Annotated in this window: 14 protein-coding genes and 1 pseudogene; 5 read left to right on the forward strand and 10 right to left on the reverse strand. The window is 44.5% G+C overall.

The genetic code is table 11. The annotated features are described in order from the left end of the window. Nucleotides 1–38 precede the first annotated feature (38 nt). From ACRQ5D_RS32960 to ACRQ5D_RS33005, 10 genes are all read right to left on the reverse strand, one after another. Entirely contained in the window at nucleotides 39–1,985 is a 1,947-nt protein-coding gene (locus ACRQ5D_RS32960) for a RagB/SusD family nutrient uptake outer membrane protein (protein WP_256337466.1), read from the reverse strand. A gap of 15 nt (nucleotides 1,986–2,000) precedes the next feature. Beyond that, nucleotides 2,001–2,519 (reverse strand): hypothetical protein, encoded by a 519-nt coding sequence (locus ACRQ5D_RS32965; RefSeq protein WP_431198842.1) that lies wholly within the window; start codon nucleotides 2,517–2,519, stop codon nucleotides 2,001–2,003. A gap of 29 nt (nucleotides 2,520–2,548) precedes the next feature. After that, nucleotides 2,549–3,898: a hypothetical protein gene (locus ACRQ5D_RS32970; protein ID WP_432327901.1), complete on the reverse strand. Its 1,350-nt coding sequence runs from the start codon at nucleotides 3,896–3,898 to the stop codon at nucleotides 2,549–2,551. Nucleotides 3,899–4,077: 179 nt separating this feature from the next. Beyond that, on the reverse strand, nucleotides 4,078–4,653 hold the full coding sequence (locus tag ACRQ5D_RS32975; protein ID WP_432329942.1) for a TonB-dependent receptor plug domain-containing protein: 576 nt from the start codon (nucleotides 4,651–4,653) through the stop codon (nucleotides 4,078–4,080). After that, nucleotides 4,608–5,177: a carboxypeptidase-like regulatory domain-containing protein gene (locus ACRQ5D_RS32980; protein ID WP_431198843.1), complete on the reverse strand. Its 570-nt coding sequence runs from the start codon at nucleotides 5,175–5,177 to the stop codon at nucleotides 4,608–4,610. Before ACRQ5D_RS32980 ends, ACRQ5D_RS32975 begins: the two co-directional genes overlap by 46 nt. Before the next feature lie 467 nt (nucleotides 5,178–5,644). Then, nucleotides 5,645–7,144 carry a RagB/SusD family nutrient uptake outer membrane protein gene (locus tag ACRQ5D_RS32985; protein WP_218134447.1) on the reverse strand — a complete coding sequence of 500 codons (1,500 nt, stop codon included), beginning with the start codon at nucleotides 7,142–7,144 and terminating at the stop codon, nucleotides 5,645–5,647. Between the two features lie 55 nt (nucleotides 7,145–7,199). After that, nucleotides 7,200–9,782, reverse strand: coding sequence for a SusC/RagA family TonB-linked outer membrane protein (locus ACRQ5D_RS32990; protein ID WP_432329943.1), 2,583 nt, complete (start codon nucleotides 9,780–9,782; stop codon nucleotides 7,200–7,202). Beyond that, entirely contained in the window at nucleotides 9,683–10,273 is a 591-nt protein-coding gene (locus ACRQ5D_RS32995) for a carboxypeptidase-like regulatory domain-containing protein (RefSeq protein ID WP_432327904.1), read from the reverse strand. The genes ACRQ5D_RS32990 and ACRQ5D_RS32995 overlap by 100 nt, the downstream gene beginning before the upstream one ends. Nucleotides 10,274–10,477: 204 nt before the next feature. Next, a complete protein-coding gene (locus ACRQ5D_RS33000) occupies nucleotides 10,478–10,744 on the reverse strand; it encodes a hypothetical protein (RefSeq protein WP_431198845.1) in 267 nt (88 codons plus the stop codon). After that, on the reverse strand, nucleotides 10,741–11,691 hold the full coding sequence (locus ACRQ5D_RS33005) for a GH36-type glycosyl hydrolase domain-containing protein (RefSeq protein WP_432327906.1): 951 nt from the start codon (nucleotides 11,689–11,691) through the stop codon (nucleotides 10,741–10,743). The genes ACRQ5D_RS33000 and ACRQ5D_RS33005 overlap by 4 nt, the downstream gene beginning before the upstream one ends. Nucleotides 11,692–12,089: 398 nt before the next feature. Between ACRQ5D_RS33005 and ACRQ5D_RS33010 the strand changes: the two genes are divergently transcribed. From ACRQ5D_RS33010 to ACRQ5D_RS33030, 5 genes and pseudogenes are all read left to right on the forward strand, one after another. Next, nucleotides 12,090–12,332 (forward strand): GntR family transcriptional regulator, encoded by a 243-nt coding sequence (locus ACRQ5D_RS33010; protein WP_431198847.1) that lies wholly within the window; start codon nucleotides 12,090–12,092, stop codon nucleotides 12,330–12,332. Nucleotides 12,333–12,343: 11 nt separating this feature from the next. Then, entirely contained in the window at nucleotides 12,344–12,823 is a 480-nt protein-coding gene (locus tag ACRQ5D_RS33015; protein ID WP_431198848.1) for a GntR family transcriptional regulator, read from the forward strand. 112 nt (nucleotides 12,824–12,935) lie between these two features. Further along, complete coding sequence (locus ACRQ5D_RS33020) at nucleotides 12,936–14,099, forward strand: hypothetical protein (RefSeq protein WP_432327908.1); 1,164 nt, start codon at nucleotides 12,936–12,938, stop codon at nucleotides 14,097–14,099. A 648-nt stretch (nucleotides 14,100–14,747) separates the two neighbouring features. After that, nucleotides 14,748–17,630 (forward strand): glycoside hydrolase family 38 C-terminal domain-containing protein, encoded by a 2,883-nt coding sequence (locus tag ACRQ5D_RS33025; RefSeq protein WP_091169996.1) that lies wholly within the window; start codon nucleotides 14,748–14,750, stop codon nucleotides 17,628–17,630. A gap of 7 nt (nucleotides 17,631–17,637) precedes the next feature. Continuing rightward, nucleotides 17,638–19,043: pseudogene (locus tag ACRQ5D_RS33030) on the forward strand (sugar porter family MFS transporter). The last annotated feature ends 684 nt before the right edge of the window (nucleotides 19,044–19,727 follow it).

The following is a 19,727-nucleotide window of genomic DNA, read 5'->3' on the forward strand; positions in this document are numbered from 1 at the left end:
TTTAAAATGATCTCCATTTTTAATGTCGTTTAAGCCAATCACCATCCGGGGTTTTGTACCAGGTTGGGGTTAACCTGCAAATCGGTTTCTTTTATCGGCCAGAAGTAATCCCTCGGGGCAACAAACTTCGGCGTGAACAGTAATACCCGACGGTTATAATCCTCGTAGGTGGATTGTATAATATCCCAGCCGTATATTGGCGCGCTTAATACCTGTGGCGCGGTTTTCCAGCGGCGGAGGTCCCAGAAGCGACTGCCTTCAAAAGCCATTTCTATCCCGCGCTCCTGGCGAATGATATCCCGTAAGCCGGCAACCGTAGTGTATTTGGTAGGATTGGTTGAATAAGTAGCCCATGAGCTTTCAACCGATTTCAAACCCGCCCTTGCCCTGATCTGGTTAAGATAAGGCAATGCGGCAGCGGGGTTACCTGTTTCATTTAATGCTTCCGCGTATAACAAATACAGATCGCCAAGGCGCATAACCGGCCATGGATATGATTCGATAGTGACATTTGTTTTTGAATAAACCAGGTTCCAGTTAACTACTTTTTTGGTGTAATACCCGGTTACCGAATACAGGCGACTTTGCTTTTTGCCGGTGTACTGTTCAGACTTACTTTGGATATTATAGTTGCCATTATGCATAAACCAGGTTGAACCATCAAAAGCCAGATCGGCATAAAAACGGGGCTCGCGTTCAAAGTGAAGACCTACAGTTTGATAGCCTTCCTGCATCCAGGTGTCCAAATTGGTAACGGTTCGCAGTTTGAACCTATCGGCATAGTTCCAGGTCTTGTCTTCCTCTATCGGCACACCATTTTTGGTATAGAATAGCTCTGCCATTTTTAGCGGCGGGGCCAATTTGCCTTTCAAACTGAGGTTAATGTTATCCGGATCAATTTGCGGGCAGGCATATTGTTGCAACCAGAAGGTTGAAGCTGCCGCCTCGGAGGTAAGGCCCCAGATCAGTTCGTTGTTCCACTTTTCACAAATGGCATTACGAATGTTCATTTCAATTTTAGTAGCATCATCAACCGCTACATCTGTACTTGAAAAATAGTACAACTTACGGCCCGCGGCCGCGGCAGCATCAATGGCTATTTTGCAGGCGTTGGCAGCACGTGTCCATTTTTTAGCGTCGTATTGCGGGTTAAACAGCAATTTGTCATCAACTCCCTTAAACCCGGCAAAATCGTTATTACCATTAAAAAGCGGACTGGCAGCTGTTACCAGCACCCTGGCCTTAATAGCTAAAGCTGCAACTTTGGTAATACGGCCCAATTCGGTAGTAGTACTGGTAATGGTGCTTGGCAAGCCGGTATTGGCATCACCCGCGGCGGCCTCGTCTATCAGTTTAGCAATGTAGTTCACCACCGAGTCGGCCGGCTGCCTGAACACTTTAAACACCCCGGGGTTGGCTGTTATCGGCGGATTTTTATCAAGGATAGGTATTGGCCCGTACATCCTGAACAGGTACCAATGCAGGTAAGCTTTGATAAACTTAGCTTCGGCAATCCATCTTAGTTTTATATAAGGCTGCAGATCCGCCACTCTGTCGATGTTCTCCAAAAATATATTACATGTTCTGATGCCTTGCCATAGGTTACGGTTATCAAACTGGTCCCAATAGTTCATGTATGGGTCTGCCCTGTTTTGTTCGCCTCGGGCAATGTTGTAAGGGTCAAGGAAAAAGTAATCCTCTGTCATGGGCCAATAGGTCCAGGCCTCGTCACCGCCGCTAAAGCCAGGATTTTTATCTGGGTTGCCCTCCTGCGGAAGATATGAATAGCAGGTGAACAGGTATTTTTCGGCCTCGGTACGGTTAGCGAATACGTTATCGAGCGTGGCTACATTATCGGGTACTACATCAAGATAGCTTTTCTTGCAGGAGGCTATCCCGGTAAGCAATACAACTAATAGTAAAAGCTTTACCATCCTCCCCGGGATATGCCCGAAATATTGGTTATATACAGATAAAATTTTCATGCGATTTGAATTGGTTTAAAATGTAATGTTCGCGCCGATGTTAAACACCTTTTGTACCGGGTAACCAAGGCCATTGCTGCCCTGCTCGGGATCCCACAGCTTAAAGCTGCTAAGCAGGAATAGGTTGGTACCATTGAGATAAAGGCGGATAGAAGAGATATGGTACCGCTTAAGTGTTTTCTCTCTGATGTTATAAGCCAGTTCAGCACTCTTCATCCGCAGGAATGATCCGTTACGCATCCACCAGTTTGATGATTGATTGTTATTACTATTTTGTGTTAAACTTAATCTTGGCCAAAAAGCGTAAAGGTTCCGATTATCTTCCGACCAGTGATCTTTTGCTATCACATCCAACAAACCATGCTGATCGGGCCCGTTGGCCACAAATGGCGAGATCTGGCTTGGATTGATAAAAAACGATGACCGTGCCGAACCTTGGAAAAACGAACTAAGTTCCCAATTACCATATCCGTAGGTAAAGCCAAAACCATAAATAATTTCGGGAGTGGTTGGGTATCCTAACCCGTTCACCATATCCAGGTTGGTAATCTGCCCGTCGCCGTTCAGGTCTCGGTATTTGATATCTCCCCCCTTACTTCGCCAAAGTTTTGTTTAGGCGAATTTTTCACATCTTCATCATCCACAAACAAACGCTCTGCTATCAACCCGTAGGCCTGTGTAAGCGACTGGCCAACCCGTGAAAGATATAGCATGTTAGATGGGTACTGCGGCTCTTCGTTAACCAGCAATTTGCTGGTGGCATAGGTGAAAGTACCCCGCATTTGCAACCACGATTTCCCAAAGTTTTTATTGTAATCCATAGCAACATCCAAGCCTTTTGCCTCAGCAACACCAACGTTGGCACTAACCGGGGCGGTAAGGCCGAGCGTGGTTGGGATATATGCCCTATCCATCAAAATATTGCTCCGGCGTTCTTTGTAGGCGTCTACAATAAGGTTCATGGAATCAAATAAACCTAAGTCCATACCTAAGTTTAATTTTTTCGACCTCTCCCAGGTGATACCTTCGTTGGCATATCTTGAAATAGATACACCATTTTTTGTATATCCGCCGTTTTCGCCAAAAGTGGCCCCATAGGCCGGATCATTCAACGTTACGTTTGATAGGTAAAAGAACCTGTCGCCGGCGTTGCCTATCTGATCATTACCAACAAGGCCGTAGGTTGCGCGGAACTTGAGTTTATTAATAACATGCTCGAGCGGCTTAAAGAACTTCTCGTTGTTTACATTCCATGCCACGCCCACAGACGGGAAAAAACCATATCTGTTATTTTGAGCAAAACGTTCTGAGCCATTATAACCAAAGTTGGTTTCAAAAAGATAGCGACCATCAAACCCATAAGTAAATCTTCCGGATAAACCTTGGTTACGGAAAGGCAAAGATGATGTAAGGGTGCCGGCGTTACCGTTAAGGTAGTTGCGCCTGATGCCGATAAGCAAACCGCTTACATTGTGCAGCTTGTTAAAAGTGCGGTTATAGTTCAAGGCAAGCTCGCCATATGTGGTGGTGTTTACCAGTTTATCACCTTGTGTGTAGTTAAGGTACTCAGTAGCGGTGCCTTCATTCAGGAGAGAAATGGTATAACCTTTAGGATCGCTTACCGAGGGGCTTGCAGCATAATAAAATGGGATGTACTGCCTGCTTAAGTTGAAGTATGAATAGCGCTTGGTATAAACCATTCCCCTTGCCGAAAGACCTTCGGTAATAAACTTCAGGTCTTGCTTTAACTCCAGCTGAACGTTAAGCGTTGATGTGCTGTATTGCTGAAACCCCGATACCATGGATGCATAAGGGTTGGTATACACCTCGCCATTAGTGCCCCGAGCGGCATTGCCAAAAAGCGGGTGTTTTACATAAGGCAGATCTGATGCCGGGAAAATAGCCGGAAACAATACGGGATTGGCATTAAGCGTGCTGTTAAAAACCCTTGTACCACCACTAACGGTGTTGCCATTAGCATCTGTACCACCTATTGGCCCAGAATAATCATCAAAATCGCCGGAGGTACGCAGGATGCCTTCGGTAGTGGGGGTAAGCTTAACGTTGATGTTGGACCGGATCTCGTAACTTTTTAGTTTAACATTATTGCTAAAGTTATTGAGGCTTTGGTTTTTAAAACACCGTTATCCTGGTTAGCGGTAGCAGCTATATAGTATTGCGCCTTAGTGCCGCCGCCGGTGAGGTTTAAGTTAAACCTTTGGTTATTGGTGTATTTTTTTATCAGCGAACCAATCCAATCATTATTAGGATATAAAAGCGGATTATCACCTGCAACCGTATGATCTATCTTGTTTTGCGAATATGGTAAAGGTGCTAATGGATTCCTGGTAAGGGCGGCTTCGTTGGCCAGGTTCATGTAAGTGATATTATCGGCGAGCCTGAAGTTTTCGGTATTGGTTGATGTTGAATTTTCAAGGCGCACATTAAACCGTGTATCGCCGCTTTTACCCGTTTTAGTGGTGATCAAAATTACGCCATTAGCACCGCGTGCACCATATAATGATGATGCAGCCGCGTCTTTCAAAACCGAAAATGCCGAGATATCGTCCGGCTGGAGACGGGCAAGCTCGTTCGCTGCCGATTCCATACCATCTATTAATATCAACGGATCGATTTTACCGGAACCAAAAGAGGTGATTCCCCTGATAAAGAACGAGGCATTATCATAGCCCGGCTCCCGCTACGCTGGTAGGATATTAAACCTGAAATGCGCCCGGCAAGCATGGTGGTAAGGTTACTGGTAGGGCCTTTGATCTCTTTAGGGCTAATAGTAGTGATGGAGCTTACCATGCTCTCCTTTTTTTGCGTGCCGTAGGCTACTACCGCTACTTCGTTTAGGTCGTTTTTATCATCAAGTAATACGACGTTGATGGTGTGGCGGTCGCCAGGCACAATTTGCTGTTTAACGAACCCAAGGAAGGAGAACACCAGTGTATCCCTGCCCTTTGGTAAACTGATCACATAGTCGCCTGCGTTATCACTTACAACCCCTCGCGGGCTGTGCTTAATGGTTACACTAACTCCCGGCATGGTTACACCTTTGGTATCCGTTATTTTTCCCTTAACCGTAAACGAAGTTTGGCCGTGTACCACCAATCCGATCGGGAACATTAAAAGAACACAAGAACCCAGGAATTTTAAATTTTGATAGGTAAAGATTCTTTGAACCATAGAATGATTTGGTTTAGTATTAATTTTTTATTATATTGTATATACATAATTACATATTTAAATTTAAATTAACAAATTATGCAGTTTAATAATTTATTCAACAACAGGCTTGTTTTAAGTACGTTATAATAAAATAGCCTTATTAGGCTTTACTTCTTAATTTAAGAGGTTTTTATAAATAAAATTAAAATCAATAAAATTGTACAAACATTTAAATTATGTATGGCCATTTTATTAAACAGGATAGATTTTGAAATTTTGCAAGAGGCTATTATAAAGCGGATGAAGTTTTTTATGTAAAGGCGTGCAACGGCATCTTCAGCAGGACAAACCACGTTGCAGGTTATCTTACCTTTGTAAATTGCATGCTTGAGAAGCAGCTATGAGTCAAACTCACAAACAGTAAAAGGCCGCGTGCCCGGCCTTTTACTGTTTGTATTATAAATAAATTTCAGATTACTTTCCCTTTAAAAACCCGGATTATTAGGTAACAATTTCGGATTGACATCTGTCTCCTGTTTAGGCAGCGGGAACAGCAGCTGTTTATCTGTAAACGTGGCGCCAAATACTGTTTTATGGCCTATAAAATTGTCCCAGTTGCCGGTAACATCGTTATGAACTTTGCGGGTTCGGAGCATATCAAACCACATTTTATTTTCGAAGCAGAGCTCAAAATACCGCTGCAACCACACCTCCTGCTCAAATGCTGATTGGGTTAACGCCCCTATCGGAGCCAGCTTAGCCCTTGCGCGGATATTATTAACCATCAATATAGCCGTAGCATTTGGTGCGCCTTCGGCTTCGTTTGATGCTTCGGCGTACATCAACTCAACATCGGCCAAACGGTAAAGGGTGTAGTTAAGATTAGATTTTAACGTGGTATTAACTGCGGTAGAATCAAACCACTTGTATATATAGGGGCTGCGGAAAGTAATTTTTTTGCCCGTTTTTGTATTGGTATAGCTGGAGTAAAAGAACTGCTTTTCTTGTACTCGTTTATCGCCAGCAGCAAACGATGCTAAAAACTGAGTTGTAGGATAAACCGAGCCATACTCATCTGAATATTGCGAAACACCCGAAAAATTTGGAATAGTAAGCGGTGTAAGCGGATTTGACGATGGTACCGACGCCGCATATTGCACCTGGAATATAAATTCACCTGTATTTTTATTTGCTGGTTTGATCATGTCGGTATATTCCGGGAATAGTGTATAACCACCATTCTGGATCACGTTAAGTGAGCGCTTGGCCGATTCGGCGTAGAATGTTTTACCGCCATTGATCGCAGCCCCTGCGTAGGTTAAATACACATCGGCCAGTAAGGCCTCAACAGCACCCATCGATACTTTGCCTGTGTTATCCTTCCATGGCAGCGTTGATTTTTCGGCAGCTAACAGATCGGGGATGATCACTTTATCATAGATATCTTTAGCCGCGGTGCGCGGGATATTCAGGTTAAGGTCCTTAGGTGTTTCGGTAACCATTGGCACCGCTCCGTACATCCGTACTAACTGAAAGTAATAAAGCGCCCGCAGGGTTTTTACTTCGGCAAGCATGTTATTTTTCACCTCATCGGTAAGGCCGGGGGCGCTGATAGCAGGTATTTTACCAATGGCCAGGTTACAGGCACCTATACCAAGGTACATTTGCTGCCACCAGGTATCAAAATAAAATGAGGTGGTGCTATAAGTTAGGTTCTGGTAATTTACGTAACCGGTTTGCCCAAGGTCGCTGCCCGATTTGCCGGTCATAAATTCCATCAAATTCCAGGTATTACCACCGTACGAACCACTTTGGCCCGATAAAAATCCCTGCAGGTTTTGGTAACCCGAATTGGTAAAAGCCCTGGCCACCTTAACACTCGATACATTTGATTCGGGCGTAAGGAAACTGGTAGGCTCCTCCTTCAAAAACTTTTTGCAGGAGCATGCAAACAGCACCAGCCCTACAAGCAATATATTTTTCATGGTTTTCATTTTTATATCATTTAAATTAAACTATCAATCGATCCTCTACCGCTGTTTAAAAAGTTACCTGTAAACCAAGGTTCCATACACGGGGGCGAGGGTTTGAGAAGAAATCTAAATTCTGCGAGAACGAACCGTTCGACCCGTAGCTTGAATTGAAGGTATCCACCTCCGGGTCATAACCTGTATACTTGGTTATGATGAAAGCGTTTTGAACACTTGCGTAGATCCTGAAACGATTGGCATGAAGCTTTTTAAGCACCGGCTGTGGCAAGGTATAGCCCAACGTAAAGTTTTGGCCGCGAATAAACGAACCATCCTCAACCCACCATGTATCGAAATGCGAATCCTGCGCGAATTTGTAATTACGCACCTGCGAAATATATGTATTCTGGTTATTAGGTGTCCAGGCGTTAAGCACGCTGGCCAAACTGTTTGAAAGGGTTTGCCTGTCTTCAACCGAGTGTTTGAAGTTGGCGGCAGTATTTACTCCCTGAACAAAGCGGATATCGAATGAAAAATCGAAAGCTTTATATCTGAAGCTGCTGCTGAAAGTGCCCGTCCATTTAGGATAAGCGCGGCCGATGATACTATAATAATTACTGCCATCCGGATTGTAAATATATTTCCTGTCGCCTGGCTTTAAGCTGTGTTTAGCGGCCTCGGCTACATCCTCGGCCGAAGTGCTATAGGTACCAAGCCTTGTCATACCATAAAACGAACCAATAGGTTCGCCAACCCTGATCACAAAGTTTTGACCGAGGAAATTAGGGCCCGGGAAGATGTCAGCGCCGTTATCGTTTAGTTTTAAAACTTTGTTTTTATTGGTAGTGAATATAAAATTGGTACTCCATTCAAAATCGGGAGTTTTAACATTTAGGGTGTTCAGACTAACCTCGACACCGGAGTTGCGCACCGATCCTACGTTTTTATATACATTGGCATTGGTTTCACCGGCAGACCATGGTATAGGCGCCTGCAACAACAGATCTTTAGTTGTGCGGTTATAATAATCAAGGTTAAGGTTTACACGATCACGAAATAAACCTAACTCCAATCCGGCATCAAACTGAACAGAACGTTCCCACTTTAAGTTAGGGTTACCAATATAGCTTGGCAACAATGTTGACTGAGCAGCCCCACCCAAAACCGTGGTGCTCGGCTGGATCTGTGCCAGCGAACGATAGTTACCTATCTCCTGGTTACCCGAAGTACCGTAACTGGCCCGCAATTTCATGTTGGTGATGGTATGGTTATCCTTCAGGAAATTCTCCTGCGATACACGCCAGGCGGCACCCACCGAAGGGAAGAATGCGTACTTGTTATTCACCCCAAACCGCGATGAGCCATCGTACCGGCCCGTTGCGGTAAACAAGTATTTTTCGTCAAGGTTATAAGTTAAACGGGCGTAGTATGAACTTAATGATGATTTTTCATCCTGCGTTTCATTGGCGCTCCTTACAGAACCGGCCTGCTCATAGTGGTACTGAAAAATATCATCAATAAAATTCTGCGTTTCTGAGCGTACCCGGGCATACCCTTGTTGCTGGAACGAGATACCTAACAAGGCGGTGAAGCGCTGCCTTTCGTTGATCTTTTTGTTCCAGGTAAGGTAGTTTTCTGTTTGCCAATAGTAATTATTATAAGCGTTTACGTTAGCTACACCTCCCTGATCCTGTGATAAGTGCGGCAGATCGCCTGCTGAATAGAAGTTGTTTTTTTGAGCGCTTAAGTTATAGCCGAAATCTGTTTTAAAATCCAGCTCTTTTGTAATGTGGAACAGAGAGTAGATGTTACCTAACATTTGCAGGTTATTGTTAAGCGTGTAACGCTCGTTGGCAACCTGCACCGGGTTTGGCGCGCCCTCAAGACCGGCAATGTCATAATTACCTGCCCATGTGCCATCAGGATATTTAACAGGTACTATTGGCACCTCTTCTGATACGTCCCTTGGCACGTTCAGGCCACCGTTGCCATCGGTAACTAAACGTTGCCTGCTGCTGATGAGGTTGATGCTGCCGCCCACTTTCAACCAGCTTTTCAGGTCGTTATCCATTGTCATTTTGATGGTATATCTTTTAAAGGCCGATGTTGGCGCAAGACCATTCTGGTTAAAATAGCCAAGCGATAAACTGTAAAGCGACTTTTCGCTACCACCCTGAATGTTTAACTGGTGACTTTGCGAAAACGCCGGCTTGTAGGTTTCTTTTTCCCAATTGGTATCATAAATTGGGTTATTATTAGCGTCAAAAAGCTTAGGGAAATTAGCATGGTTTAATGCAACCGGTGGTGCCCATACCCCTCCGGCCGGGTCAAATTTTTGACCGTTGGCGAATGATTCATTGTAAACTTTAACAAACTCGGCCGAGTTTAAAGTGCGTAAATGGCGATACAGTTCGCTTACGTTAAAGTTATCATCATAAGTAATAGTTGCTGCACCAGTACGGCCACGTTTTGTAGTGATCATAATTACACCATTGGCACCACGCGAACCGTAAATAGCTGTGGACGAAGCATCTTTTAACACCTCGGCCGAGGCTATATCCAGCGGGTTGATAGAGTTTGGATCAACTCCAACAACGCCATCCACCACATATAATGGATCGACATTGGAGTTGATGGATCCGATACCCCTAATTCGTACTTTAGCGCCCGCGCCGGGGCCGTGCTGTTAACACTAACTTCCACACCGGCTATTTTGCCTTGCAGGGCCTGGGTTACGTTAGCCACGGGTTTATCATTTAACTGATCGCCTTTGATGCCGGTAACAGCGCCGGTAAGATCCGATTTTTTAACGGTTCCGTAGCCTATCACGACGACTTCGTTAAGGGCGCTGGACGTTCCAGCTAACTGCACGTTAACGACAGTTTTGCCAACGGTTGATATCTCCTGGCTGGCATAACCTGTATATGAAAATATCAGTACAGGTTTAACACTGGTTACCTGTATCGTGTAATTTCCGTTAAGATCCGTCTGGGTACCACCCTGGGTGCCCTTTATTTTGATACTTACACCAGGTAAAGCTGAATTATCCTTAACATCGGTTACCTTGCCGCTGATCTTAACCTGCGCCATCGTGTGCAGCGACAGCAAGGTGAGCAGAATTGAGTAGATAAGATTTTTCTTCATAACATTGTTTAGTAGGTTGTTTTTAAACTGGTAATTATAGGAACACTTCTCTGCGAAGCATTCATGGCGGTTTATAACCGCCGCAAGGCCGGAAGTTGCCCTTCAGAAAGGGCAAAGAAGTCCGGATTGCCTTTATGGCATCATTTTTTTCATCAATTTGGATTATAGTTTACTTTAGTTTATGTCAGCTTATTGGCTGACAGGCTACCGGTTTTTAGCGGCCCATTGCCTTAGTGCCGTAATGGCATCATATAAAACACCTGCCTCACCCCTGAAATCGCCCGAGCCTTTTGGTGCGCCGGATTGCACATCATACCATTCAAAAAAGCCCTCGTTGGCAAGCATCCTGTCGAGCATCGGTGACAACTCCGCGTAAGCCTCCTGCGGGCGACCATAGATAATGAGCGGTGCTATCATTCGTCCGCCAAACCATGTCCAGTCGCCGCCGTTTTGATAACTATAAGGCTTCATGTTTGGATACTGCTTTTCAGGATAAGGGGGTACACTGTGATGCCGATAGTGGCATGCTTTTCTTTAGCCGCGGCTGCAAGCATTTGTCTGTTTATTTCCAAAACTTCGGCCGGAGTGTTAAACCCCGCTATGATAGCACATATGGATCCACCGGTGTATAAGATCTCTTTTTCATTAAAATCCGATGAGAAAGGGCTGCCGTCAAGGTAAATATGTGGGATATATTTTTGAGCGGCAGCATCCCAAAGGTATTTACGAACATTGGCAGTGACTTTTGAGGCAACGGCCTTCCAATCAGTTTGGGCTTTGTAGCCTCGAGGTGCCATCGCAAGGAAATCTTGAACTGCCTTCACAAACATGGCGTTATCATAAATATCCAAAGCCCATTTGGTTTTATCATTAATGGCCACGCCCCAGCCGTTTTCGGATTGCACATCGCCCCAATCAATAGTGGTGGCCCCGGTTATCAAACCATATTTTTCCGACCAGCGATCTTTATGCAGATAGGCCAGCGCCGCCTCCATTCGTTGCAAAATCGTTTTACCACCAATACACTCGTTTAAAATAGATTGGTCTCCGGTAAAATCAATGTATTTTTTGACAGCCTGGATCAATGACGATTCCTGGTCGGTCTCTACCGTGTTTTTATGCGCTGCCCAACCCGGTAATAAAGATGAGTAGCGGTATTTATAGCCTACACTGGCTTTAGCGCTGTCAACTACACCATCCACAATATCCCCGCCCTGGCCCTGGATGCGAAAAAACATCAATAGTTTGGTTTTTACTTCTTCTTTGGGATGTACTTTTAATGAACCATTGATGAAAGTGTTGAAGTCGCGGATCCACACCTCGCTGTAGGATGTACCTGCAGAAAAACCGGATAGCAGTTTTAAAGCCTTCGCCTGGACTGTATCAAGCCGGATATCGGCAAGAATTTTCCTTGCCAAAGCTTTGTTGGAGGACTGTTGCGCTCCGGCAATGCAAAAAACAAAGCAAGACAATGCCGTAGAAATGAGTAGACGTTTTTTCATGCAGGTAAATATGTAATTAGGTTGCTGCCTTACCAGATAGAAATGGAGACAGATTGTTATATTATGTACAAACATAGTATCATAATATTATATTCCAAAGTTTTTCCAAAGTTTTTTTATTAACTATGATAAAAAATGAACAGAGGTCAGAAAATTACCTTAGTAAAGGAAGCAGCTATTGAACCCCAAAACCGTATTATAAAAAAATTCAACCTTTTTCTGCTCCGTAGATGTTCCTCCTCCAAAAGTGATACCACTATATGCCGGCCCCTGCCGTTTTCCTGATAAATTACTACCTTGCCACTTAATTCATTATGAAAATTTCCATCGATCATAAAAGCGCCGTACCCTTACATATCCAGGCAGAGAACCTGCTAAGAGAGCTCATCCGCGAGCCTGAATATCAGGCAGGTAAATTATTGCCTAATGAGGTTGACCTTGCTAAAAAGCTGGCTATATCGCGCACCACTTTACGTCAGGCCATTAACAAACTGGTTTACGAAGAGCTACTGGTGAGAAAAAACGGCTTGGAACCAAAGTGGCCCATGCCAAAATGAGCTCCAAATCAATGAATTGGCTGAGCTTTACACAGGAGATGGAAGCCCGCAGCATCCCCATAAAAAATTACGAGCTTCATATTAGCTGGGTCTTTCCCGAAGATCATATCGCGAATTTTTTCGATATCAAAACAGATAAGAAAATTTTGAAAATGGAAAGGTTAAGGGGAAACGCCGAAGAGGCTTTTGTATATTTTATTTCGTATTTTCATCCAAGGATCGGGCTTACAGGCGAAGAAGATTTCAAGAAACCACTTTACGAAATGCTTGAGAGTGAGCATTCTGTAGTTGCAGACCTGTCAAAAGAAGAAATAAGCGCCAAGGCAGCCGATAAATTCATAGCAGGTAAACTGGAGATAGATCCGGGCAGTCCTGTTTTGATCAGGAAACGGTTTGTTTACGATCAGGGCGAACGGCCGATGGAGTATAACCTGGGCTATTATAAAGCCGAAAGCTTTGTTTATACGGTAGAAAGCAGGCGCAGTTCCTAAATTTATTTTTTTGACTTATTTGAAATATAAACGAAATAAAATATGTTTGCACATTACAACATATAAGTGCATGAATAAATCTATTTTATTGAACTCGGTTAATATCGAAACAATGAGGAACACCAAACAGTTTCTGCTTCCGGATTTGAAGAAAGCTGCGAAAAGGCAGGAGTATGACATTTACCCCACTTTCGACATTGCCGGGCCAATATATACCGGCTATAAAACTTTAGCCAATTGGATCGTTACATGCAACCATGATATTGTTATAGATGGCTATTCGGGCGTATATTGGGATGTACTTATCTGCTGTCTGAACGATGAATTTGCCGCTTTAGGCATCCAGGCCAATTGGATTAACGTAAATAAAACATTAAAACCGGAAAGCATTATTCATGAAATAACCGCTAATTACGATGGTGGCGATGACCCGTTATTTGGTAAGCTATACAATGGACAGCTGAGCGATTTTTTTGATGTCGAGAAGCTCAAAAGTCTTAAACCCGAACCAAACAAATTAAACATATTGTATGGTGCGGGTGCCGCTCTTGCGGGATGGAAATGTACATTGCTATATATCGATGTTCCTAAAAATGAGATCCAGTTCCGGTCAAGGGCCAACGCAATTTGCAACCTTGGCGAAAAGCAGCCTGCCGATCCCAAAAATCAATACAAACGTTTTTACTTTATAGATTGGCCAGTACTCAACAAGCATAAAAAACAGCTTTTGCCTGCGATAGATGCAATCATCGATGAGCAAAGGATCAATGAAATATCGTGGACAACTGGCGATGCGTTAAGAAACGGACTTAAAACCATGTCCAGCCACATGTTTAGGGCCAGGCCATGGTTTGAGCCCGGGGTTTGGGGAGGCCAATGGATTAAAAACAACATCAATGGGCTGAACAAAGATGTTGTAAACTATGCCTGGTCATTTGAACTTATCGCCCCGGAAAACGGCATCCTGTTGCAAAGTGGCAACAATATGTTAGAGGTATCGTTGGATACCTTGCTGTTACTGGATAACGAAGCCATTTTAGGCAAAGCGGCAGCCAGGTTTGGCGATGCCTTTCCTATCCGGTTTGATTTTTGGATACTTTTGACGGCGGCAACCTTTCATTACAATGCCACCCTTCTGTTGAATATATTAAAAATAACTTCGGCGAAGATTTTACACAGGATGAAACTTATTATATCCTCGATGCAAAACCAGGCGCCGAAGTTTACCTTGGTTTCCAGGAAAATATCAATAAACAACAATTCAGGAGTATTTTAGAGAACAGTTTTGAGCAAAACGAACCGGTAGAGATCAAAGACTACGTACAAACCTTCCCGGCAACAAGGCACGACTTGTTCCTGATCCCGAATGGTACGGTACATTGCTCGGGCAAAAATAATATGGTACTGGAGATCAGCGCCACGCCGTACATCTTTACCTTTAAAATGTACGACTGGCTCCGCCCCGATTTAAGTGGAAATCCACGAACGCTGAATATCGACCGGGCCTTTGAAAACCTCAATTTCGAAAGGAAAGGTGATGTAGTGACGGAAACCCTCATCTCCAAACAAACCACCTTAAAAAAAGGCCATGACTGGGAAATCATTAACCTATCAACTCATCCTGAACACTTTTACGCCATTGAGCGCTTTGAGTTTGATACCGAGATAACTGAAGATACCAATAACCAATGCCATGTATTGAGCCTGGTTGAGGGCGAAAGCATTGCGGTGATCACTAACGGCCGTGAACAGGTTATTCATTATGCCGAAACCTTTATTATTCCGGCCGCGGTTAAAAGCTATACACTTAAAAATACGGGCAAAACAAGGGCTAAGGTTATCAAAGCTTTTGTTAAAGACGAATGTTGTTAATATTTCTGCTTAATCAAACTCAAAAACGCATCCTCTTAAAACCTTCTAAGTTATGAATAAGATTTTTTCCATCCTGTCGGCATTCATTTTCATATGCACATCAGCAATGGCGCAAACAGGTGGTAAGCATTTTAATGGAATCACCCTGCAACCAACAATAGCCTATATCAATTACCAGGGACAGTCCCGCAGAATGGCCCGGCTACTATTTCATGAAGGTAAAAGCTTCGCAGCCACAGAGGTCACCGTTTCCTTCAATGGCATAACCGATCATGTTATAATACCGGCCAGTAAAGAGGGTACTGATGTATTTGAGCTTCCGCTTCCCGGCTCGCCAATAACTTCGGCAGCACAGGTTACTGTTACCTTAAATTCCGGCGGGCAAACCTATATGGCCCGCTGCATTGTTGAACCGGCCCGTAACAACTGGACCATGTATATCCTCCCTCACTCGCATGTAGATATCGGTTACACCAACACACAGGCAAAGGTTTTGAAGCTTCACATGGATAATATTGATGAGGCTATTGATCTGGCTAAAAAAACGGCCAATTACCCAGTGGAAGCCCACTATAAATGGACAACAGAAGCCATTTGGGTAGTTGATAATTACCTGAAAGCGGCAGGTGAAGCTAAAAAAGAGCGCTTTTGGGACGCGGTGAAAAAAGGATGGATCAATTTGGATGGCGCTTACGGTAATATCAACACCAGCATGACAGACTCCTACCAGTTGATGCAAATGTTCGCCAAATCTCAAAAACTGGCTAAGGCGAATGAGGTTGAGATCCATACCATGTTCCAGGGCGATGTGCCGGGCGCCAGTTGGGGCCTTGCTGCGCAAAGTGAACAAACCGGGATCAAATATTTTTTATCAGGCCCAAACGCATCCGACAGGATAGGCAACCTTGCCAAATGGCAGGATAAACCATTCTATTGGATTTCCCCATCGGGTAAACAAAAACTACTGTTCTGGCAATGCCAGCCTTACTCGATAGGCTATGCGCTAAAAGGAACCAGGATCCCTAATTTTTTTACTATAGACGATCCTAAACCTTTTTATACTGGTCACCCATCGGATAATTTTCTAAATCCGCACCTTTTCCAATATCTCGGCGGCCTTGAACAAAATAACTTTCCGTATAACATGTCGTTGTTAACCTGGGCTATGAGCGATAATGCTCCTATCGATCCTGAACTTCCCGATGCTGTTAAAAGCTGGAACGAGCATTTTGCCTCGCCCAAACTGGTGATCACCTCGGTAAAACAATTTTTCCAGGATTTTGAGAAACAATATCAAGACAAAATCCCGTCTTTCACCGGCGATTATACTGAGTACTGGACGGACGGCGTGTCGTCAGCCGCGAAAGAAACAGCCATCAGCCGCCAAACATCTGATAAGCTGAAACAGGCATCGGCCCTCTGGGCCATCCGTAATAAACCAGGCTACCCTGTTAATGATTTTGATGACACCTGGAAAAACCTGCTGCTTTACAATGAACATACCTGGGGCGCATATAACAGCGTTGATGACCCCGAAGATGCAAAAGTTAAAAGCGAGTGGACTATTAAAAAAGGCTATGCACTAAGCGCCCAAAAACAAACCGATTCGCTCAGCAATTTGATATTGGCTATAAAAACCGCAGCAGCAAATAAAGTAGACGTTTACAACACCCTGTCATGGCCGCGTACCGATGTTGTTTATGTACCGGCCGGTTTAAGCAAAGCGGGCGACCTGGTTAAGGATGCAACAGGCAATGCAATCCCATCGCAACGCTTAAGCTCGGGCGAGCTGGCTTTTGTAGCCACCGGGGTACCGGCGTTTGGTAAAAAAACTTACACCATTAACCGTGGTAAAGCTTTTGCAAAGAGCAAAGCTGTCATTTCGTTAAACGGCTTGGCTAACGGCATCTACACTGTCACAATTGACAGTAAAACCGGCGATATAAGCAAACTAGTAAAGATCGAGGGTGGCAAAAAACAGGTATTGGTGGATAGCACCGGCTTTAACAAATACATTTATATGCCCGGCGATTCGCTGCAGCGGCAACAAACAAGTACCGACGCCATCATTAGCATTAAAGAAGATGGGCCATTGGTGGTGAGCCTTTTGGTTACCTCAAAAGCGCCCGGAGCCTATGGCTTGACCCGCGAAATAAGGCTGGTTAACGGGCTTGATAAAATTGAGCTGATCAATACCATTGATAAGGAAAGTATTCGCTCTAAAGAGAGCGTTCACTTCGCGTTTCCGTTTAGTGTTCCAGGTGCGCAGGTACGTTATAGTATTCCATGGGGAAGTGCTGCTGCCGAAGCCGACCAACTCCCTAACGCCAATAAAAATTGGTTTACCATGCAGCGCTGGGTTGATGTATCAAACTCGGCGTTCGGTATTACCTGGTCAAGTCCGGATGCGCCTTTGTTTGAGATAGGCAAGATCACAACTGCCGATTTGCTTGGTGGTTTGCATCACGCGCCGCAGTGGTTAACATTCACGGCACAGTCACCAAAGATTTATTCGTGGGTAATGAACAACTTATGGCATACCAATTTCCGCGCCGAGCAGGAAAAAGGGCCGGCCACCTTCCGTTATATCTTCCGTTCACACGCCTTAGGATACGATAGTTTTGATGCCAACCGGTTTGGCCTTAATAATCATCAGCCATTAGTAGTTTCCGCTTCGGATAATCAGGATGACGAACTGTTTTTTAATATCGGTGGTAAGCAGATCTATGTAGAATCCTTAAAACCTGCCGATGATGGCAATGGCGTTATTGCGCAGATAGTGAGCACCGGCGATAGTGAAGTGAGCATCACTCCGAAAGCAAAAACGACGATAAAGGTCTGGAAAAGCAATCTAACCGAAGAAAAGGTGGCCGCACTTGATAACAATTTTAAGATTTCGGCAAAAGGAATAATCACTGTACGCATCGAAAAATAAAAGCGCCATGAAACAAAAACTATCGCCGGAAACCAAAACCTCCGCCCTGTTTTTAACCGCTGTAACCCTTATAGCTACCTTAGGCGGCCTGCTTTTTGGTTTTGATATGGCAGTTATTTCGGGTGTGCTCCCGTTTGTAAAAAGCCAATTCGCGCTATCGGCCGCTACCGAAGGCTGGTTCGTATCGTCGGCACTTATCGGGTGTATTATCGGTGTAGCTTTTTCGGGGGACTTAAGCGACCGGGTAGGCCGTAAAAAAATGCTGATGTTATCGGCGGTGCTTTTCTTACTTTCTGCCCTGGGTTCGGCCTTGTCATCGGGCTTTACCCTGCTTATCTTAGCCCGGATGCTGGGCGGTATGGGTGTTGGCGTAGCATCAATTGTGGCACCGCTGTACATATCAGAAATTGCCCCGGCACGGATACGCGGCCGCCTGGTAACTTTTTATCAACTGGCTATCACCGCTGGCATTCTTGTAGCTTACCTTACCAATGCCGGTTTACTTAATTTTTCATTACACCATAAGAGCAATAGCTTAAGTACAATTATCGATCTGGTGATGGTTAAAGAAGTTTGGCGCAGCATGCTTGGCCTGGGCGCCATCCCTGCCCTGCTGTTTTTTGTTGGCCTGTGCTTTGTACCCGAAAGCCCACGCTGGCTTATTCAAAACGGAAAAACCGACGATGGCATTGCCGTCCTCTCAAAAGTAACCGACTATGCAACGGCTCTAAAAGACGTAACACTGATAAAGAACACCCAAAGCCGTGACATAGGCACCTACCGCGAGATATTTGCACCAGCTATGCGTAAACCATTCCTAATTGGCTTGCTACTGCCGCTGTTCTCTCAGTTCAGTGGTATTAACGCCGTTATTTATTATGGCCCCAGAATATTGAGCGATGCAGGCATCAATATCAGCAATGCCCTGCTTAGCCAAATCATATTTGGCATTGCTAACTTTGCTTTTACGCTAATAGCTATTTGGAAAGTTGATAAGATGGGGCGCAGGCCCTTATATATAGCTGGTGCTTTAGGTGCCACAGTTTGCCTTATTTTTACCGGCGTTTGCTTTTATACAGGTGCTACAACCGGCATTGCATTAGTTGTTAGCATCATCCTATTTTTAGCTTGTTTCGCATTCTCGATAGGACCGTTAAAATTCGTTATCGCATCCGAAATTTATCCAACAAGGATCCGAGGTCGGGCTTTAGGCTTAAGCATCATGACCATGTGGGTGGCAGATACAATCGTAGGGCAGCTAACCCCTATGTTTTTAAATTCAATCGGGCCGGCGGTCACCTTCTGGTTCTTTGCGGCGTGTTGCTTTTTTCTTTACTGATTGTGTATAAAATGGTTCCCGAAACCAAAGGAAAATCGTTGGAGGAGGTTCAGGAAATCTGGGCTGGGCACTAATCTGAATTTGCATTCAGAAAGGTCACTTCAGAGTGCTGCTTAACCTTCCGCCTGAGGTTCACTCCCGGCAACAGGTTGGCAATTTTCTGAGTATCGCAGGTCGCCCCCAATCGTATTATTCAGGGCATTAACGTTCTTTATAACGTAAAAGGTATATTTTTAATCACTTCTTTTTTGCTGAAACAAATGCACCGCCTGTATGCCCACCGCAGGACTTCCGGTCGGATAAATCGAGCTTTGTGAGGCCCCGGTAATAGCAGTACTTATCACCCAAAGCCTGATGGCATTAGCAGCGGTATTTACCGAATAACTTTGTGTAATAGTATGTCCTCCATCGATCTTCCAAGACGGGATACGATGCCGTCTTCCACTGGCAACGCTTCCATTGTACCCTTTGGCGCGATCTTCCGCCCGTCCGCATAGTTGATGCTGACCTGGCTTTAGCTTTATATGTACTGGCTATTTTCAGCTTGGCGCCACCAATCAAAGCCTTTAATCCCTGGTACAGTGTAACTCAACGCGATCATTGCTACAGGAAGTACAGTTCATTTAACTGCTGGCCTTACATTGCCCAGTTGCCAGGTATGCAAACTGAATGGCGAAACCGGTGGCAATTGAAGACTATAAGGGCTACAAAACGCTTTCTCATTAGATGATTGCCTCCCTCGAGCAATATGCTGTGAT

Origin of the sequence: Mucilaginibacter sp. P25 (genome assembly GCF_050859465.1) — a bacterium.
GTDB classification, from domain to species: Bacteria; Bacteroidota; Bacteroidia; order Sphingobacteriales; family Sphingobacteriaceae; genus Mucilaginibacter; species Mucilaginibacter gossypii.